This window comes from Janthinobacterium sp. SUN128, from assembly GCF_030587275.1.
GTDB classification, from domain to species: domain Bacteria; phylum Pseudomonadota; class Gammaproteobacteria; order Burkholderiales; family Burkholderiaceae_D; genus Janthinobacterium; species Janthinobacterium lividum.
The window spans coordinates 39,933-57,790 of record NZ_JAPWHY010000008.1 but is presented as its reverse complement, the minus strand read 5'-3'; the positions used below and the strand labels follow the sequence as shown (position 1 = coordinate 57,790).

The window sequence follows — 17,858 nt, the reverse complement described above, 5'->3', positions numbered from 1 at the left end:
GCCGTTTATGACTGATCGTCCTTGAGCATTTTTTCGATTTCTTCGCGTTCAGCGCGCGACACGCCCGTGCGCAGCGCCGCCAGCACCAGTGCCTTGGCCGAACCGGCAAAGGCTTTCTGCATCAATTCCTTGAGCAGATTCGTCTGCAGGCTGTCCTGCGCCTGGGCCGGCGCATACACGTGCGAACGCTGGCTTGCGTCGCGGATCAGCAAGCCCTTGCCGTGCATGATCTGCATCAGGCGCAACACGGTGCCATACGTGATGGCAGGCTTGGCCAGCGCCATCGCCTCGTGCACCTGCTTGGCCGTGGCGGCGCCCAGCGGCCACAGTGCCTGCAGCAGATCGAGTTCGGCTGCCGTCGGTTTCGGGATGTCGTGCGTCTTGGCCATGCTGTTTTCCTCTTGCCTGAAATTCAATATGGCTAGATTAAACCTTGTAGACAAAAATGTATACTTTAATTTGAGGCGGTCTGCAAATGCCCTTCAGGGCGAAGGAAAAGTCTAGACAAGGCTGTTTATAAACGATGCGTACAGGCGAAAAAAAAGACGCCGCAGCGTCTTTTTTGGGGATGGGGGAGAGTTAGCCCGCCAGCTTGGCCTTCAGCAGTTCCGTCAGCTGGGCCGGGTTGGCCTTGCCCTTGGACGCCTTCATTGCCTGGCCGATCAGCGCGTTGATGGCCGCTTCCTTGCCGGCGCGGTATTGCTCCACCGACTTGGCGTTGGCCGCCAGTACTTCATCGACGATGGCTTCCAGCGCGCCCGAATCCGAGATCTGCTTCAGACCCTTGGCGTCGATGATGGCGTCGACCAGGTGCTCGTCGCTGGACTTCGCTTCCCACATGCCGGCGAAGACTTCCTTCGCCGCCTTGTTCGAGATCGTGCCGTCGGCGATGCGCTTGAGCATGGCGGCCAGCTGCGCGGCGGAGACGGGGGCATCGTCCAGGTCCACGCCTTCGCGGTTCAGGGTCGACGACACGTCGCCCATCAGCCAGTTGGCGGCGGCCTTGGCGTTTTCCTTGCCAGCCTTGTCGACCACGGCGACGAAATAGGTGGCCATGGCTTTTGATTGCGTCAGCACCAGCGCATCGTAGTCCGGCAGCGCGTATTCGCTGATGAAGCGGGCGCGCATGGCGGCCGGCAGTTCCGGCATCGAGGCCTTGACGGTGTCGATCCACGCTTGCGAGATGACCAGTGGCGGCAGGTCAGGATCCGGGAAATAGCGGTAATCCTGGGCGTCTTCCTTGCTGCGCATTTCGCGCGTTTCCTTGCGGTCCGGATCATACAGGCGCGTCGCCTGCACGACCTTGCCGCCATCTTCGATCAGTTCGATCTGGCGGCGCACTTCCACGTGCACGGCTTCCTCGATGAAGCGGAAGGAGTTCAGGTTCTTGATTTCGCAGCGGGTGCCGAATTCCTTCTGGCCGACGGGGCGCACGGAAACGTTGACGTCGCAGCGGAACGAGCCTTCCTGCATGTTGCCGTCGCACACGCCCAACCACATGACCAGCGAGTGCAGCGCCTTGGCGTAGGCCACGGCTTCGGAGGCGCTGCGGATTTCCGGTTCCGAGACGATTTCCAGCAGCGGCGTGCCGGCGCGGTTCAAGTCGATGCCGCTCATGCCTGCGTAATCTTCGTGCAGCGATTTGCCGGCGTCTTCTTCCAGGTGGGCGCGCGTCAGGTTGACCGTCTTGGTGACGAATTCGCCATCCTTTTCATAGCCGAAGGTCAGGGCGCCGCCGATGACGACGGGGTCTTCGAATTGGCTGATCTGGTAGCCCTTCGGCGAATCCGGATAAAAATAGTTTTTGCGCGCGAAGACCGAGTGCGGCGCGACGGTGGCGCCGACGGCCAGGCCGAAGCGGATCGCGCGGTCGACGGCCTGCTTGTTCATCACCGGCAGCACGCCTGGCAGCGCCAGGTCGACTGGGCTCGCTTGCGTGTTGGCTTCGGCGCCGTACTTGATCGGCGAACCGCTGAAAATTTTGGATTCGGTCGTGAGCTGCACGTGGTTCTCAAGACCGATGACGACTTCCCATTGCATAGTGTTCTCGCTTATTTTTTGGTGGCGCCGCCTGGGCGGCGCGAATTTTTTCTTAAATGCCTGCAGGGCTGCGCGTATGCCAGTCCGTCACTTGCTGGAACTGGTGCGCCACGTTCAGCAGTTTGGCTTCGCCGAAGTAATTGCCGATGATTTGCAGTCCGACGGGGCGCTTGCTGTTTTTCTCGCCGTCGCCAAAGCCGCATGGAATCGACATGCCGGGCAGGCCGGCCAGGCTGGTCGACAGGGTGTAGATGTCGGCCAAGTAGTTCGCCACCGGGTCATCCGTCTTGTCGCCCAGGTCCCAGGCGACGGTCGGCGCGACCGGTCCCATGATGACGTCGCAGACGGCGTTCGGGCCATTCAGCACGGCGTCGAAATCCTGCGCGATCAGGCGGCGGATCTTTTGCGCCTTCAGGTAGTAGGCGTCGTAGTAGCCGTGGCACAGCACATAGGTGCCGACCATGATGCGGCGCTGTACTTCCGGGCCGAAGCCCTGCGCGCGCGACTTCTTGTACATGTCCTGCAAGTCCTTGTACTCGGTGGCGCGGTGGCCATAGCGCACGCCGTCGTAGCGCGACAGGTTCGACGACGCTTCGGCCGGCGCGATCATGTAGTAGGCGGGAATCGACAGGGCCGTGTTCGGCAGCGAGATATCGACCAGGGTGGCGCCCAGCTTTTCATACTGCGCCAGCGCGCCGCGCACGGCCGCTTCCACGTCCTTGGCCAAGCCTTCGCCAAAGTACTCGCGCGGCACGCCGATGCGTAAGCCCGTGAGGGGCTGGTCAAGATCGCGCGAAAAATCTTCCGCCACGCCGCCCTGTTCCGGCGACAGGCTGGTCGAGTCGCGTTCGTCGAAGCCGGCCATGGCGCTCAAGAGCAGGGCGCAGTCTTCGGCCGAGCGGGCCATCGGGCCGCCCTGGTCCAGCGACGAGGCAAAGGCGATCATGCCGAAGCGCGAGACGCGGCCATACGTCGGCTTGATGCCGGTGATGCCGCAAAAAGCGGCAGGCTGGCGGATCGAGCCGCCCGTGTCGGTGCCGGTGGCTGCCGGCGTCAGGCCAGCCGCGACGGCGGCCGCCGAGCCGCCCGACGAGCCGCCTGGTACGGCATTCTTGTCCCACGGATTCCGCACGGCGCCGAAGGCCGAGTTCTCGTTGCCGGAGCCCATGGCAAATTCATCGCAATTGACCTTGCCCAGGGTGACCATGCCGGCCGCGCGGAATTTCTCCACCACGGTGGCGTCAAACGGGCTGGCATAGTCGGCCAGCATTTTCGAGCCGGCCGTCGTGCGCCAGCCTTTGGTGACGAACAAGTCCTTGTGCGCGATCGGCACGCCCGTCAATGGCGTGGCCGTCCCTGCGGCGATGCGTGCGTCCGCTTCGGCAGCTTGCGCCAGGGTCAGGGCACGGTCGACGTGCAAAAAGGCGTTCGAGTTGTCCGCTTCGATGCGGTCGAGGAAATGCGTCGCCAGCGCAACGGCGGAAATTTCCTTGTTCTGCAAGAGCGTGGACAGCTGTTTGATGGATTTTGTATGCATGGCGTTTCTATTTTTATCTATTCGGCAAGGTTGGGATTCGTGCACTGCGCCGTTCTAGCGCCTGACAGAAGCGTAGCGAGCGGAAGTGAGTTGTGGCCGAGAAGCGGAGCTGTGCTTTAGCACAGTGAGCATCGCAGGCCGCAAATCGCGACGCGCAGTAGCTTATGTCAGGTGCCAGTTACTCGATGACCTTGGGCACGAGGTACAGGCCATCCTGTACCTTCGGCGCCACGGCTTGGTAAGCGTCGCGGCGGTTTTGTTCCGTGGCGATGTCCTCGCGCAGACGCAGGGCGATATTGTCCATGTGGGCGGCCAGCGGATGGCTCAGGGGCGCCACGCCATCGGTATTGACGGCTTGCATTTGTTCTGCCAGTGCAAAAATCTTGTTCAATTGGGCCAAAGACGTGACGGCCTGGTCGTCGGCCATTTCAAGTTGGGCCAGGTGGGCGATGCGTTTTACGTCGGAGAGTGTCAGGGACATGGCGAATGGCGCGGAGTGCCGCGCATTAGTATTAAGTTGGCGTTTTGATAAAACGCGGGTATTTACTGCTATTTTGCTCACAAAAAACGAGGAATGCCGCGTAACTCGCGGCTGCAAGAGTCGCACTTTTCCATGGTTTTTGAGCAAATCGCATTCAAATTATAAGGTAGAATGGCGGGTTAATGCGTTGCCGGCGCTGATGGACTGCTGCCGCAGCATAGAAAAGATTGCGCAAGCGCCAAGCGAAACCCGGAAAAATCGCCTTTTGGATTTTCAGGGTGCCTGAAAGCGCCCGCTTTGAAACTCCCCATAAACAGCTTTTGCGCAGCTCGATGCGCTACAGGACACTCATGTTTGGTTTTTTACGCAGGTATATCTCCACCGATCTGGCCATTGACTTGGGCACGGCCAACACCCTTATTTATGTACGCGGCCTCGGTATCGTCCTGGACGAGCCATCCGTTGTCGCCATCCGCCAGGAAGGCGGTCCGAATGGCAAGAAGACCATTCAGGCAGTCGGCAAGGAAGCCAAGCAGATGCTGGGCAAAGTGCCGGGCAATATCGAAGCGATTCGTCCGATGAAAGATGGCGTGATCGCCGACTTCACCGTGACCGAGCAGATGCTCAAGCAATTCATTCGCATGGTGCACGACTCGAAATTCTTCCGTCCATCGCCGCGCATCATCATTTGCGTGCCGTGCGGTTCGACCCAGGTTGAGCGCCGCGCGATCCGCGAATCGGCCCTGGGCGCCGGCGCCTCGCAGGTGTACCTGATCGAAGAACCGATGGCTGCGGCCATCGGCGCGGGCTTGCCCGTGTCCGAAGCGACCGGCTCGATGGTGGTCGACATCGGCGGCGGCACCACCGAAGTGGGCATCATTTCGCTGGGCGGCATGGTCTACAAGGGTTCCGTGCGCGTCGGCGGCGACAAATTCGATGAAGCCATCGTCAACTACATCCGCCGCAACTACGGCATGCTGATCGGCGAACAGACGGCTGAAGCCATCAAGAAGGCCATCGGTTCGGCCTTCCCTGGCTCGGAAGTGAAGGAAATGGAAGTCAAGGGCCGCAACCTGTCCGAAGGCATCCCGCGTTCGTTCACCATTTCCAGCAACGAGATCCTCGAAGCGCTGACCGACCCGCTGAACAACATCGTCTCGGCCGTGAAAAACGCGCTGGAACAGACGCCGCCGGAACTGGGCGCCGACATCGCCGAAAAAGGCATGATGCTGACGGGCGGCGGCGCACTGCTGCGCGACCTGGACCGCCTGCTGATGGAGGAAACCGGCCTGCCGGTGCTGGTGGCCGAGGATCCGCTCACCTGCGTGGTGCGCGGTTCCGGGATGGCCCTGGAACGTATGGACAAGCTCGGCTCGATCTTTTCCTACGAATAATCTGACAGAAGGGCCGGAAACCAACTCCGGCCTTTTTTTGGTTTTGGCGCCGGCGTTTGACCGGGGCCTGCACGTTGGCGCACTGCGCCTGGCCTGATTATTGGAAGTCATGGAATACAGTCCTCCGCCACTTTTCAAACAAGGCGCCTCCGCCCGCGTCAAGATGATGGTGTTCGCCGGCATTTCAATCGCCCTGTTGCTGGTCGATTCGCGCATGCACGCGCTGACGGCCGTGCGCCAGGCCGTCGGTACCGTGCTGTATCCGGTGCAGATGGCGGCCCTGGTGCCGCGCGATGTGGCGGTTGGTGTCGGCAACTACTTCTCTTCGCTGTCCGCCCTGGAAAAACAGGTGCGCGACTTGAAACACGAACAGATCGCCTCGGCGCAGATCCTGCAGCAGGCGCAGCTCAACATCGTTGAAAACAACCACCTGCGCAAGCTGATGGAAGCGCGCGAGCGCGTGCCCGTCAAGACCATGATGGCCGAAGTGCTGTACGACACGCGCGATTCGGCCACGCGCAAGATCGTGCTCGACCGGGGCATCCAGCATGGCGTGGAACTGGGCCGCCCCGTGATCGACAACCTGGGCGTGGTGGGACAAGTCACGCGCGTGTTCCCGTTCACCTCCGAAGTGACGCTCCTGACCGATGAAGAGCAGGCCATTCCCGTGCAGCTGCTGCGCAATGGCGTGCGCAGCGTGGCCATCGGGCGCGGCAAGTCCGGCACCATGGAGCTGCGCTTCACGGCCCCCAGCGCCGACATCCAGATCGGCGACATCGTCATTACCTCGGGCCTCGACGGCCTGTATCCGGCCGGCCTGGCCGTGGCGCGCGTGACCCTGGTCGAGCGCAATGCGCATGGCCCGTTCGGCCGCGTCGTGTGCCAGCCGCTGGCCGGCATTGAACGCAACACCCAGCTGCTCATCTTGATGACGTCGCCGGAAATTCCGCCGCGTCCGCCCGCTGAAGAAGTCAAGACGGGGCGCAAGATCGCCGGCAAGATGGCGCCGATCAAGGATCCCGCCAAGGAGCCTGCCGCTGCGGCACCAGCGGCCGCCAATGCGGCGACCGCGCCGGCCGCGAAACCGCCTGCCAGCCCGGCGCCGAAACCGGCGGCGCCTGCGGCAACACCAGCAGCAACGCCAACACCTGCCGCCGTGCCACCGAAGGAAGCGACACGATGAACCGCCCGCATTACATCCTGCTGCCGGTCAGCCCCCTGTTCATCGGGTTTTCCCTGCTGTGCGCTTTCCTGCTGAACCTGCTTCCATGGGGGCAGTTCGTCGGCGTGCCCGATTTCGTCGCCCTGGTGCTGGTCTTCTGGGGCATCCACCAGCCGCGCAAGGTCGGTATCGGCGTGGCGTTTTTCATGGGCCTGATGATGGACGTGCACGACTCGACCCTGCTGGGCGAGAATGCGCTGGCCTATACCTTGCTGTCGTACTTCGCCATCATGATGCACCGCCGCGTGCTGTGGTTCCCCATCATGACGCAGGCGCTGCACGTGCTGCCGCTGCTGCTGCTGACGCAGGCGCTGCAATTGCTGACGCGTCTGATCGTCTCGGGCCGCTTCCCCGGCTGGCTCAATTTCATCGAGAGCTTCGTCGCCGTCGCCCTGTGGCCCATCGTCACGTGGATATTGCTGGCACCGCAGCGCCGCGCCGTGGACCGCGACCATAACCGGCCGATTTGACGGGCGCCTGCAATGACTGAACTTAAGAACACCGAGCGCGAACTGCATTTTTTCCGCATGCGCCTGACCATCCTGGGCGCGCTCGTCTTCGTCTGCTTTTCGCTGCTGCTGGCGCGCTTCATCTGGCTGCAGGTGATCAAGCACGAGGACTACGCGACCAAGGCCGAGGACAACCGTATCGCCGTGGTGCCCATCGTGCCCACGCGCGGCCTGATCCTCGACCGCAACGGCGTGGTCCTGGCGCGCAATTACTCGGCCTATACGCTGGAAATCACGCCATCGAAATTGAGCGCCAGCCTCGATTCCGTGATCGACGAGCTGTCGACCCTGGTGCAGATCGACATCAAGGACCGCCGCCGCTTCAAGAAGCTGCTGGAAGAATCCAAGAACTTCGTCAGCGTGCCGCTGCGCACGCGATTGACGGACGAGGAAGTGGCGCGCTTCACGGCGCAGCGTTTCCGCTTCCCTGGCGTCGAGGTGCAGGCGCGCCTGTTCCGCCAGTATCCGATGGGCGAGGTGGCGTCGCACGTGGTGGGCTTCATCGGCCGCATCAACCGCAATGAAGCGAAGGCGCTGGAAGAGGGCGAGGACGCGGCCAATTACAACGGCACCGACCATATCGGCAAGGAAGGCCTGGAAAAAAGCTACGAAAAGCAGCTGCATGGCACCACCGGCTACGAAGAGGTGGAAGTGTCGGCCGGCGGGCGCGCCATGCGCACCCTGTCGCGCACGGCCGCCACCCCTGGCAACAATCTGATCCTGTCGATCGACATCGAGCTGCAGAAGGTGGTCGAGGAAGCGTTCGGCGAATGGCGCGGCGCGGCCGTGGCCATCGACCCGGCCACGGGCGACATCCTCGCTTACGTGTCCAAGCCAGGCTACGACCCGAACCTGTTCGTCGACGGCATCGACCAGCAAAGCTGGAACGAACTCAATACCTCGCTGGACCGGCCGATGGTCAACCGTCCCCTGTCCGGCACCTACGCGCCCGGCTCGACCTTCAAGCCCTTCATGGCGCTGGCCGCACTCGAATTGGGCAAGCGTACGCCGAGCCAGTCGATTTCCGATCCCGGTTTCTTCATCCTCGGCGGCCACACCTTCCGCGATGACAAGGTGGGCGGCCATGGCACGGTGGACATGCACAAGTCGATCGTCGTTTCGTGCAACACCTATTACTACCAACTGGGCCGCGACATGGGCATCGATGCCATCCACGACTTCATGAAACCGTTCGGTTTCGGCCAGCTGACGGGCATCGACCTGAATAACGAAAAGACGGGCGTGCTGCCGTCGACGGAATGGAAGCGCAACCGCTTCAAGACGCCGCAGCAGAAAAAATGGGTGGGCGGCGACACGATTTCGGTGAGTAACGGCTCCGGCTACAACTCGTATACGCCGCTGCAGATCGCCCACGCGACGGCCAACCTGGCCAATAACGGCGTGGTGATGAAGCCGCATCTGGTGAAGATCATCGAGGACGCGGCTACGCGCGCGCGCACCCTGACGGTGCCCAAGGAAAGCTACCGCATCGCGCTCAAGCAGGAAAACATCGACGTCATCAAGCGCGCCATGGTGGGCGTGACCAGCGAGCAGGGTGGCACGGCCGCGCGTATCTTCACCGGCGTGCAGTACACGGTGGGCGGCAAGACGGGTACGGCGCAGGTGGTGGGCATCAAGAAAAACGAGAAGTACAATGCCAAGCTGCTGGCCGAACGCCTGCGCGACAACGCCCTGTTTACGGCCTTTGCGCCGGCCGACAAGCCGCGCATCGCGATCGCCATCGTGGTGGAAAATGCGGGCTTCGGCGCCGGCGTGGCCGCGCCGATCGCGCGCAAGGCGCTCGACTACTACCTGCTGGGCAAGCGCCCGAGCGACAAGGAAAAGGACACCACCAAGGTGCCCAAGGAAGATGTCGACGAAGTGCGCACCCTGGAAGAAATCACTGACGAGCAGGCCGCCCCGGCGGTACCTGCCAGGCAATAAGGAAGCACATGCCCATTAACGAGAGGCGCTCGCTGTGGCGGCGCGCCAAACCCTATCTGGCGGTGTTCGATCCGCCGCTGATGATCATCATCCTGATGCTGCTCAGTACCAGCTTGCTGACCCTGTATTCGGCCAGCATCGGCATCCCGGGCAAGATCGAAGACCACCTGCGCAATATTTTGCTGTGCTTTTTCGTCATGTGGGTGGCGGCCAACGTCACGCCGCAGATGATGATGCGCATCGCCGTGCCGGCGTACACGATATCGGTGATCTTGCTGGTGGCCGTGGCGCTGTTCGGCACCATCAAGCTCGGTGCGCGGCGCTGGCTGCATATCGGCGTGATCGACATCCAGCCGTCCGAATTCCTGAAGATCGCCACGCCGCTGATGCTGGCCTGGTTCTTCCAGCATAATGCGGGCGCCCTGCGCTGGAAATCGTTCCTGATGGCGGCGATACTGTTGCTGGTGCCCGTCTACCTGATTGCGCGCCAGCCCGACCTGGGCACGGCGCTGCTGGTGGTGGCGGCCGGCTTTACCGTCATCTTCCTGGCCGGTTTGTCGTGGAAGGTGCTGGCCGGCTTGCTGATCACCTTTGTTTCATGCCTGCCGATCGCCTGGTCGCACCTGCATGATTATCAGCGCGACCGCGTGATGATGCTGATCGACCCGACCAAGGACCCGCTGGGCAAGGGCTTCCATATCATCCAGTCCATCATCGCCATCGGTTCCGGCGGCATGACGGGCAAGGGCTGGACGCACGGCACGCAAGCCCACCTGGAATTTGTTCCCGAGCGCACGACCGATTTTATTTTTGCCGTATATTCCGAGGAATTCGGCCTGGTCGGTAACTTGATCCTGATGCTGATGTATTTGCTGCTGGTGGGACGGGGGCTGATGATCGCCGCCAACGCCCCCAGTTTTTTCACTCGCCTGCTGGCAGGAGCGATCACTATGATTTTCTTTACTTACGCCTTTGTAAACATGGGCATGGTCAGCGGCATCGTGCCGGTGGTCGGCGTTCCCTTGCCATTCCTTAGCTATGGCGGCACCGCGCTGCTGACCCTGGGCGTGGCCACCGGTATCCTGATGAGCATTCAGCGCCACCGCAAGCTGGTGCAGACCTGATGCGCGCGCCTTTCGATACTCTCGCCATGCGCGGGCTGAGCCTGACGGTCTTGCTGACCCTGGCCGCTTGCGGCACGACGCCGCAAAAGCCCGCATCGAATAACGTGCCGCTGCCGTCCGGCGGCAAGGTCAAGGTGCCCGTGCGCCAGGATCCCACCTTGCCGGCATTGCCGGCGGCCGGCTCCGGGCGCGGCGGCTACTACAAGGATGACGGCCCGGGCGACAATCCGCCGGCCAACCTGCGCGACGTGCCCGATGCGGAAGTGCGCAACGAGCCGTATTCGACGCGCTCGAACCGTCCGTATGTCGTCTTCGGCAAGACCTACACGCCGATCACCGACAATGAGCCCTTCAAGCAAAAGGGCACGGGCACCTGGTATGGCAAGAAATTCCATGGCCAGCGCACCTCGTCGGGTGAGATCTACGATATGTACAAGATGACGGCGGCCCATCCGACCTTGCCGATTCCGTCGTATGCGCGCGTGACGAGCATCGACAGCGGCGAGCAGGTGATCGTGCGCATCAACGACCGCGGCCCCTTCCATGCCACGCGCGTCATCGACGTGTCGTACACGGCGGCGCTGAAACTGGGCTTCCTCGGCAAGGGCAGTCACCAGGTGGTGGTCGAACGGCTGCTGCCTGCCGATATCGACGCCATCCTGGCCGCCCGTGCGGCACCGAAGCCGGTGCCGTCCGTGGTGGCCATCTCCATCGATACGCCGGTGGAAACGGGCGCCGTGGTGCAGCCGGAAGTGTCGTCGCAAATGCTGCCCGTCGACGCGACGGTCGCAGCGCCGGCACCGGCGGCGCTGGCCAGCGGTTTCTATCTGCAGCTGGGCGCCTACTCGCGCGCCGACAATGCGGAAACGGGCCGCTCGCGCCTGGAACCCTACGCGGCAGCCCTGGGGACCCTGGGCGTGGTGCAGGCCGGGAATCTGTTCCGCCTGTACGGTGGCCCATTCTCGAGTCGCGCCGATGCGGCGCGGGCGGCGGCCAGCCTGCCTGAATCGACAGGCATCAAGCCTATCGTCATCCAACGATAGGCGCGGGCCAGGGGTTTATTTGCAGCTGCGCAGTTCCTGGTCAGGGAATTGCGTTTTGATCTTCTCGAGACGCGCGCGCGTGGCGGCGTCGAGGTCGCGGAACTGGTAGGCCAGCTGCTTGCCGGCGCTGTAGCGCGGCGCGACGCGGGCGCTGTGCACGCCCTGTTTGTTGAGCGATGCCAGCTGGCTTTGCGCGCTGGTTTCCGACTTGAACACGCCCAGTGAAATGCCCCAGCGCAGCGGGCTGCTTTCATTCATGATGAAGTAATTCGTCACGCCCAGCTGCTTCAATTCACCGGCCTTGCGGTCGGCGCCTTCCTTGCTGCCCTGCGGCGGGATATACACCATGTAGCTGGAAATCTCCTGGCCGGCCACGTTGCGGCGCGACTGGCGGTCGCCCAGGTCCAATGCCGCCACTTGCGCTTCAAAGCGGCGCCCATCGGCCAGCAGGAAATTGCCCACTTCCGTGCAGGCATACGATGTCGGCGGTGCCGCTGCCGGTGCCGCCGCCGTCGCGCCCTCTTCGGCGGCGGGCGCCGTGGCCTGCTCCTGCGTCAGCAAGGTGAGCTTGCCCGCTTGCAGCTGGTTTTTCAGGCGCGCCGGTTCGCGCGTCTCGGTGCGAAAACTGCCCAGATAACCCTGGCCGATGGCCAGCACCAGCAGGTTGACGCCGGCCAGCAGCCAGAAGACGAATTTCAGCATACGTGGTTTCCTTGTGTTCCTGCGGTCCCGGCGCGCGCGGCCGCCTGCAGGCCGAGCATGACGATATTGTCCACCAGATGCAGCGGCACGGCCAGCGCCAGGGCCGGTGCGATGCGCGGTGCGGCGCCGCCCGACAGCAAACAGGCGCTGGCGCCATGCATGCGCACGGCCCGTTCGATGGCGCCCGCCTGTGCGGCCAGGCAGCCGGAAAGGATGGCGTCGTCCGTGTTGTCGGCAAAGCCGGCCGGCAGCAGGGCGTCGCTGGCGATTTGCGGCAGCTGCGCCGTGTTGCGCGCCAGCGAGCTGGCCATCAATCCCAGTCCCGGCAAGATCATCCCGCCGAGGAAAACGCCATCGGCCGTGATGGCGTCGATGGTGGTGGCGGTGCCGCAATTGGCGACGATGACGGCCTGGCCAGGCGCCAGCGCCTGCGCGCCGATGGCGGCGGCAAAGCGGTCGCAACCCAGCTGCGACGGCGCGCGGTAGCCATTCGTGAGGCCCGCCAGCTGCGGCAGCGATACAAAGTCGCGGGCGACGACCGGCAGCATGGCGCGCAGGCGCGTGCCGATGGCGGCGCCTGCCACGTTCGACAGCAGCGCTTCGCTGATGCCGAGTGTCTCCCACTGCGCGGCCAGGGTGTCGATCTGCGCATGCGCGACGGCGCCGCTGGCCAGCCAGCCGCCGGTGGGACTGCCGGCGGCCACGAGCGCCCATTTGATGCGCGTATTGCCGGCGTCGATCAGCAGTAGCATGCGCTTACTCCCCCGTCAGGCGCAAGGAAACGTCGCCGGACATGATTTCCTGCAGGCCGGCATCGGTGCGCAGCAGCAGGCGGCCAAGGTGGTCCACGCCAGCCGCCACGCCTTGCTGCAGCAGTTGGCCATTGTCGAGGATTTTCACGTGCTGGCCTTGCCAGGCGTGCAGCGCGTTCCAGCGTTCGGTAAACGGTGCAAAGCCCGTGTCGTCGAATTCGGCCAGCACGCCGGCCAGGCGGCTGAGCAGGGCGGCCACCAGGGTATTGCGTTCCATCTGCGCCAGCCAGGGCACGGCCGAGACGCTGCGCCCGATCTGCCGCTCCAGCACATCGGGCATCAGCAGATTGATGCCGCAGCCGATGACGGCCCACACGCCGCCGTCCGCTGCCTGCTGGGTCTCGACGAGGATGCCGGCCAGCTTGTGGCCATCCTTGAGCATATCGTTTGGCCACTTCAGTTGGACCGGCACGCCCAGCGACGTCATGGTCTCGGCCAGCGCCACGCCGACGGCCAGCGGCAAGCCGACCAGCTGATGCAGCGGACCCTTGAAGCGCCAGGCCAGCGAAAACATCAGGCTGGCGTCCGGCTGCGACACCCACGGCCGCCCGGCGCGCCCCCGTCCGGCCGTCTGCTGGCCGGCGATGCGCAGGGTGGGGCCGGCCAGGGTGGCGCAGCGCGCCAGCAGGTCGGCGTTGGTCGATCCCGTTTCATCGACCACCTCGATGGCTACGTGGGAGGCGCCCGTGGCGCAATGGGCGGCGATGGCCGCGCTGTTCAGGTCTGAGTGCTTCGTCATGGGGAGAGGTTGGTTTTACTGGCTGCCGCCGGATGGCTTGCTGCGCGCCTTGTGCGGCGCGTTGGCGAAGGCCATGTCGTAGACGGCATTGGGCAGCGCGCGCAGCAGCTTGGCGACGACGCCCATCTGCCACGGGATCACGCGGTAGCTGTCGCCGTCGGCGATGGCGCGCGCGGCGCGCACGGCGAATTTTTCGGCCGGCATCAGGAATGGCATGCGGTAGGCATTATGGCGCGTCATGGGCGTGTCGATGTAGCCGGGCGTGATGGTGACGACCTTGACGCCCGCGGGTTTCAATTCCAGGCGCAGCGATTCGCAGTAGCTGATGACGGCCGCCTTCGAGGCGCTGTAGGCTTCGGCGCCGGGCAGGCCGCGGATGCCGGCCACGCTGCCGATGCCTACCAGGCGCCCGCTGCCCTGGCTTTTCATGGCGGCGATGAAGGGCGCGAAGGTGGCGACGGTAGCCGTGACGTTGATGGCGATGAGGCGTGCGAAGGCGTCGAGGTCTTCCGCGTGTTCGCTCAAGGTACCGTAGGACACGCCGGCGCTGGCGATGACGACGTCGATGCCGCCCGCATGGGCGATGAAGTCACCGGCGGCGCTTTTCAGGGCGGCGTGGTCGCACACATCGACGGCGTAGGCGCGGTGGCGTTCAGGGTGGGGCAGGGAGGCGATCAGTTGCTGCAGGGTATCGCCACGGCGCGCCAGCAAGCCCAAATGGGCGCCCTGGCGCGCGTACTGTAGCGCCAGGGCGGCGCCCAATCCGCTCGACGCGCCCGTGATGAAAACGCGATGCATCAGGCGATGCCCGGGCGCGCCAAGGAGGTGGCCATGCTTATTTCTTTTCCGCTTTGGCTTTCGCGACCAGCACGTCCATCACGCTGAGCGCCTGGGCGTTCAGCTGCTCTTCGTTCCTGGCAGACTTGCTGCCCTGATCGGCCTGCGAAGGCGAGGTGATGTAGCGGCCGTCGATGGCGATCATGGGCCAGAACGTCACGTTATAGCCCTGCATCATGGCGTCAGCGCGGCGCACGCGGGCCGAGACGCCCATCGAACGGTAGGTGTCGATGAATTTCTGGCGGTCCACGCCCTGCTTGGCGACGAAATCGAATACGGCGTCGTCCGTGTTCAGGCGGTTGCGTTCCACGTGCATGGCGTGGAATACGCTGGTGTGCAGCTTGTCGACCAGGCCCATGGCTTGCAGGGTGAAGAACAAACGCTGCTGCGGCGCCACGCTGTCATCGCGCGACACGTGCACGCGCTTGAAGACGATGTTGTCACCCTGTTTCTTGACCCAGGCCGCCAGCTGCGGTTCGAGCACGTTGCAATGCGGGCAGTAATAGGCGAAGAATTCCGTCACTTCGATTTTCTTGCCCGATTCCGTCGCCTGCGGCGTAGGCAGGGTTTCGTATTCGACGCCGTTTTTCGGCTCGGCCGGCGAGGCAGATGCGCCCATGGCGGCGGTGCACAGGGTGGCGGCGAACAGGATTTTCTTCAGAAAACGCATGCTGGTTCCTTATTTTTGGTTGCGGACGACGGCGACATCGATGCCGTTTTCAGACAGTTTGGTGCGTGCGCGGTTCATCGCTTCGAGCTGGTTGAACGGCCCGATACGCACGCGGTGCAGCACGCCGGCGTCGGTGCTGCGGTCGCTGATGGCCGCTTCGAAGCCGAGCAGCGCCAGTTTGCCGCGCGTGCTTTCGGCGTCCGACATGTCATGGAAGGCGCCGGCCTGCAGATAATAAATCCATTTGTCGCTGGCTGCATCGGCCTTGGCCTCTTTTGCGTCGGCCTTGGCTTGCGGCGCGGGCGCCGCTGGTGCTGCCGCCGGCGTTTTCGGCGCCGGCTTGTCCTTCAATGTACCGATCAATTCCTGCAGCGCGTCCGGCGGTGGCGCCTTCGGCTGCTGCGCGGGAGCGGGTGCTGGCGCTGCTGGCTGCGTCGGCGTGACAATCTCGCGCGGCTCCTTGGAGAAGTCGCGCGCCGCTTCCTTGGCCGCTTCCTTGTTGCCGTACATCGGCTTGTTCGGGTCGGCGATCTGGCCGGCCGTCGGTTCGGTCGATTTGCCGGCCTTGCCCGACTTGTCGGTGAAAGGCGAGGCGCCCTTGGTGATCACCAGGGCGACCACCACGGCGATGCCCAGGCCGATGACCAGGCCGATGATGATGCCGACCAGGGTATTGCCCTGCTGGCGCCGGGTCGAAGAGAAGCGGGAAGCGTGATTCATTTTGACGGTTAGACCTTCGCGATTACATTTTGTTTGGCGCGGACACGCCGATCAGTGCCAGGCCGTTGCGCAGTACCTGGCGCGCGGCGATGACGAGGGCCAGGCGGGCCATCTTGACGGCTTCGTCCTCGACCAGCACTTTTTCGGCGAAGTAGAAGCTGTGCAGGTTGGCGGCCAGGTCGCGCAGGTAGAAGGCGACCTGGTGCGGACCCAGTTCCGCTTGCGCACGCGCCAGCATTTCCGGGTAGGCGGCCAGGGTCGCCAGCAGGGTCGCTTCAGTCGGCGCTGTCAGGGGAGACAAGTCGACGCCGGCGACCGTGCTGGCATCGCCGCCCCAGTTTTCCAGGATGCGGCAGATGCGCGCATGCGCGTACTGCACGTAATAGACCGGGTTTTCATCGGTGGTTTTCAGCGCCACGTCGACATCGAAGACGAATTCCGTGTCGGCCTTGCGCGAGATCAGGAAGAAGCGCACGGCGTCGCGGCCCTTGGCGATGTCGCCGCCGCCCGACCATTCGATCAGGTCGCGCACGGTCACGTAGGAGCCGGCGCGCTTCGAAATCTTGACTTCTTCGCCGTCCTTCATGACGGTGACCATCTTGTGCAGCACGTAGTCGGGGTAGCCTTGCGGGATGCCCATGTCGACGGCCTGCAGGCCGGCGCGCACGCGCGCGATGGTGCCGTGGTGGTCGCTGCCCTGGATATTGATGGCCTGCACGAAGCCGCGCTGCCATTTCACCAGGTGATAGGCCACGTCCGGCACGAAATACGTGTAGGTGCCGTCCGTCTTGCGCATGACGCGGTCCTTGTCGTCGCCGAAGTCGGTGGTGCGCAGCCACAGCGCGCCATCCTGTTCGTAGGTGTGACCCGCCTTGATCAGGGTTTCCACGGCGCTGTTGACCTTGCCGTCCGCGTACAGCGACGATTCCAGATAGTAATTGTCGAACTTCACGCCAAACGCCTGCAAGTCGATGTCCTGTTCGTTGCGCAGGTAGGTGACGGCGAACGGGCGGATCGAATCGATGTCTTCCACGTTGCCGTTGGCCGTAGCAGGCTGGCCATCGCTGGCCGAGACGGTCTTGCCGGCCTTGAAGTCGCTGGCGATATCGGCAATGTAGTCGCCGTTGTAGGCGGACTCGGGCCATTCTGCGTCGCCCGGCTTGAAGCCGCGCGCGCGCGCCTGCACGGAGTTGGCCAGGGTCTGGATCTGCACGCCGGCGTCGTTATAGTAGAACTCGCGCGTCACCTGGTAGCCTTGCGCGTCGAACAGCGAGGACAGGGCGTCGCCCAGGGCTGCCTGACGGCCGTGGCCCACGTGCAGCGGACCGGTCGGGTTGGCCGAGACGAATTCCAGGATGACCTGCTTGCCGGCGCCTGCCGTGCTGCGGCCATAGCTGTCGGCCTCGCTCAGGATGGTTTTCACCACGGCTTGCTTGGCGGCGGCGGAGACGCGCACGTTGATGAAGCCGGGGCCGGCGATTTCCACTGCCTCGACCAGGCCCTTGCCGGCCGGATTGGCCAGCACGGCCGCAACGATGGTTTGCGCCAGTTCGCGGGGATTCTGTTTCAGCTGCTTGGCCAGTTGCATGGCGATATTGCAGGCGACGTCGCCATGCGATGCATCGCGTGGTCGCTCGAGCACTACGCTAGGCGCAAGCGAAGTGCCGGCCAGGACGGGAGCGAGGGCGGCCTGGAACAGGGCGATGATTTCTTGTTTCTGTTGGGCGAGCATGAGCAGGATGGCGGTGGAACCGCGTTAAGAATGAATAGAATGAATCAAAAAGCAAAACGGACGGCAAGTACCCAAGCCGCCCAGACTGCGTTAATTATACTGGTTTGCTGCCGGGAACAATACGCCAGCCGGCAGTGTCCCCGTGCCGGCGCGTTTCACGATATTATCAGGACAGCATGCCCATGTTGGTGCACGAAAACATCAGCATGGGACATTCTGCTTGTATATATACAGTTTTTTGCCGCAATTTACATGTATCGCTGCAATCGCTTGGGTCAGAGGGCGCCACAAACGCTACAATCGACCCTTTATTGATGACGCGCGGCCGCGACTTTGCCACCATGCAGACCGC

The 17,858-nt window shown here is 63.5% G+C and carries 17 protein-coding genes; 6 read left to right on the top strand and 11 right to left on the bottom strand.

Annotated elements, in window-relative coordinates:
* Positions 1 to 5 precede the first annotated feature (5 nt).
* The 4 genes from O3297_RS28240 to gatC all read right to left on the bottom strand — a co-directional run bounded on the left by O3297_RS28240 (position 6) and on the right by gatC (position 4,058).
* On the bottom strand, positions 6 to 389 hold the full coding sequence (locus O3297_RS28240) for a BlaI/MecI/CopY family transcriptional regulator (protein ID WP_070254345.1): 384 nt from the start codon (positions 387 to 389) through the stop codon (positions 6 to 8).
* A 190-nt stretch (positions 390 to 579) separates the two neighbouring features.
* Positions 580 to 2,055 carry an Asp-tRNA(Asn)/Glu-tRNA(Gln) amidotransferase subunit GatB gene (gene gatB / locus O3297_RS28235; RefSeq protein WP_305051235.1) on the bottom strand — a complete coding sequence of 492 codons (1,476 nt, stop codon included), beginning with the start codon at positions 2,053 to 2,055 and terminating at the stop codon, positions 580 to 582.
* Between the two features lie 37 nt (positions 2,056 to 2,092).
* Positions 2,093 to 3,577, bottom strand: a complete 1,485-nt coding sequence (gatA, locus tag O3297_RS28230; RefSeq protein WP_305051211.1) for an Asp-tRNA(Asn)/Glu-tRNA(Gln) amidotransferase subunit GatA — start codon at positions 3,575 to 3,577, stop codon at positions 2,093 to 2,095.
* A gap of 178 nt (positions 3,578 to 3,755) precedes the next feature.
* Positions 3,756 to 4,058 carry an Asp-tRNA(Asn)/Glu-tRNA(Gln) amidotransferase subunit GatC gene (gene gatC, locus O3297_RS28225; protein ID WP_034784699.1) on the bottom strand — a complete coding sequence of 101 codons (303 nt, stop codon included), beginning with the start codon at positions 4,056 to 4,058 and terminating at the stop codon, positions 3,756 to 3,758.
* A 350-nt stretch (positions 4,059 to 4,408) separates the two neighbouring features.
* Here gatC and O3297_RS28220 point away from each other — a divergent pair, with 350 nt between their 5' ends.
* From O3297_RS28220 to O3297_RS28195, 6 genes are all read left to right on the top strand, one after another.
* Positions 4,409 to 5,452, top strand: a complete 1,044-nt coding sequence (locus tag O3297_RS28220; RefSeq protein ID WP_010393186.1) for a rod shape-determining protein — start codon at positions 4,409 to 4,411, stop codon at positions 5,450 to 5,452.
* Between the two features lie 109 nt (positions 5,453 to 5,561).
* Positions 5,562 to 6,635, top strand: coding sequence for a rod shape-determining protein MreC (gene mreC, locus O3297_RS28215; protein WP_034784701.1), 1,074 nt, complete (start codon positions 5,562 to 5,564; stop codon positions 6,633 to 6,635).
* The gene (mreD, locus tag O3297_RS28210; RefSeq protein WP_034749354.1) at positions 6,632 to 7,144 is read left to right on the top strand and encodes a rod shape-determining protein MreD; all 513 of its coding nucleotides are present in this window, start codon (positions 6,632 to 6,634) and stop codon (positions 7,142 to 7,144) included. The genes mreC and mreD overlap by 4 nt, the downstream gene beginning before the upstream one ends.
* Before the next feature lie 12 nt (positions 7,145 to 7,156).
* Positions 7,157 to 9,127 carry a penicillin-binding protein 2 gene (gene mrdA / locus O3297_RS28205; RefSeq protein WP_034784702.1) on the top strand — a complete coding sequence of 657 codons (1,971 nt, stop codon included), beginning with the start codon at positions 7,157 to 7,159 and terminating at the stop codon, positions 9,125 to 9,127.
* Positions 9,128 to 9,135: 8 nt separating this feature from the next.
* Positions 9,136 to 10,251, top strand: coding sequence for a rod shape-determining protein RodA (rodA, locus tag O3297_RS28200; protein WP_034784703.1), 1,116 nt, complete (start codon positions 9,136 to 9,138; stop codon positions 10,249 to 10,251).
* Positions 10,251 to 11,294 (top strand): septal ring lytic transglycosylase RlpA family protein, encoded by a 1,044-nt coding sequence (locus tag O3297_RS28195; RefSeq protein ID WP_099395698.1) that lies wholly within the window; start codon positions 10,251 to 10,253, stop codon positions 11,292 to 11,294. The genes rodA and O3297_RS28195 overlap by 1 nt, the downstream gene beginning before the upstream one ends.
* A 15-nt stretch (positions 11,295 to 11,309) precedes the next feature.
* Here the strand turns inward: O3297_RS28195 and O3297_RS28190 are convergent, their stop codons facing one another.
* Genes O3297_RS28190 through argS form a run of 7 tightly spaced genes read right to left on the bottom strand, consistent with a single transcriptional unit; the run spans position 11,310 to position 17,506 of the window.
* Positions 11,310 to 11,996 (bottom strand): SPOR domain-containing protein, encoded by a 687-nt coding sequence (locus tag O3297_RS28190; RefSeq protein WP_305051206.1) that lies wholly within the window; start codon positions 11,994 to 11,996, stop codon positions 11,310 to 11,312.
* On the bottom strand, positions 11,990 to 12,748 hold the full coding sequence (locus O3297_RS28185; protein WP_176381800.1) for a type III pantothenate kinase: 759 nt from the start codon (positions 12,746 to 12,748) through the stop codon (positions 11,990 to 11,992). Before O3297_RS28185 ends, O3297_RS28190 begins: the two co-directional genes overlap by 7 nt.
* 4 nt (positions 12,749 to 12,752) lie before the next feature.
* The gene (locus tag O3297_RS28180) at positions 12,753 to 13,547 is read right to left on the bottom strand and encodes a biotin--[acetyl-CoA-carboxylase] ligase (protein ID WP_305051204.1); all 795 of its coding nucleotides are present in this window, start codon (positions 13,545 to 13,547) and stop codon (positions 12,753 to 12,755) included.
* A 15-nt stretch (positions 13,548 to 13,562) separates the two neighbouring features.
* Positions 13,563 to 14,345: an SDR family oxidoreductase gene (locus tag O3297_RS28175; protein ID WP_070278298.1), complete on the bottom strand. Its 783-nt coding sequence runs from the start codon at positions 14,343 to 14,345 to the stop codon at positions 13,563 to 13,565.
* A gap of 37 nt (positions 14,346 to 14,382) precedes the next feature.
* Positions 14,383 to 15,054, bottom strand: a complete 672-nt coding sequence (locus tag O3297_RS28170; RefSeq protein ID WP_305051202.1) for a thiol:disulfide interchange protein DsbA/DsbL — start codon at positions 15,052 to 15,054, stop codon at positions 14,383 to 14,385.
* A gap of 9 nt (positions 15,055 to 15,063) precedes the next feature.
* Positions 15,064 to 15,774, bottom strand: coding sequence for an SPOR domain-containing protein (locus O3297_RS28165; protein WP_099390064.1), 711 nt, complete (start codon positions 15,772 to 15,774; stop codon positions 15,064 to 15,066).
* A gap of 22 nt (positions 15,775 to 15,796) precedes the next feature.
* Complete coding sequence (gene argS, locus O3297_RS28160; protein WP_034784713.1) at positions 15,797 to 17,506, bottom strand: arginine--tRNA ligase; 1,710 nt, start codon at positions 17,504 to 17,506, stop codon at positions 15,797 to 15,799.
* Positions 17,507 to 17,858 lie beyond the last annotated feature (352 nt).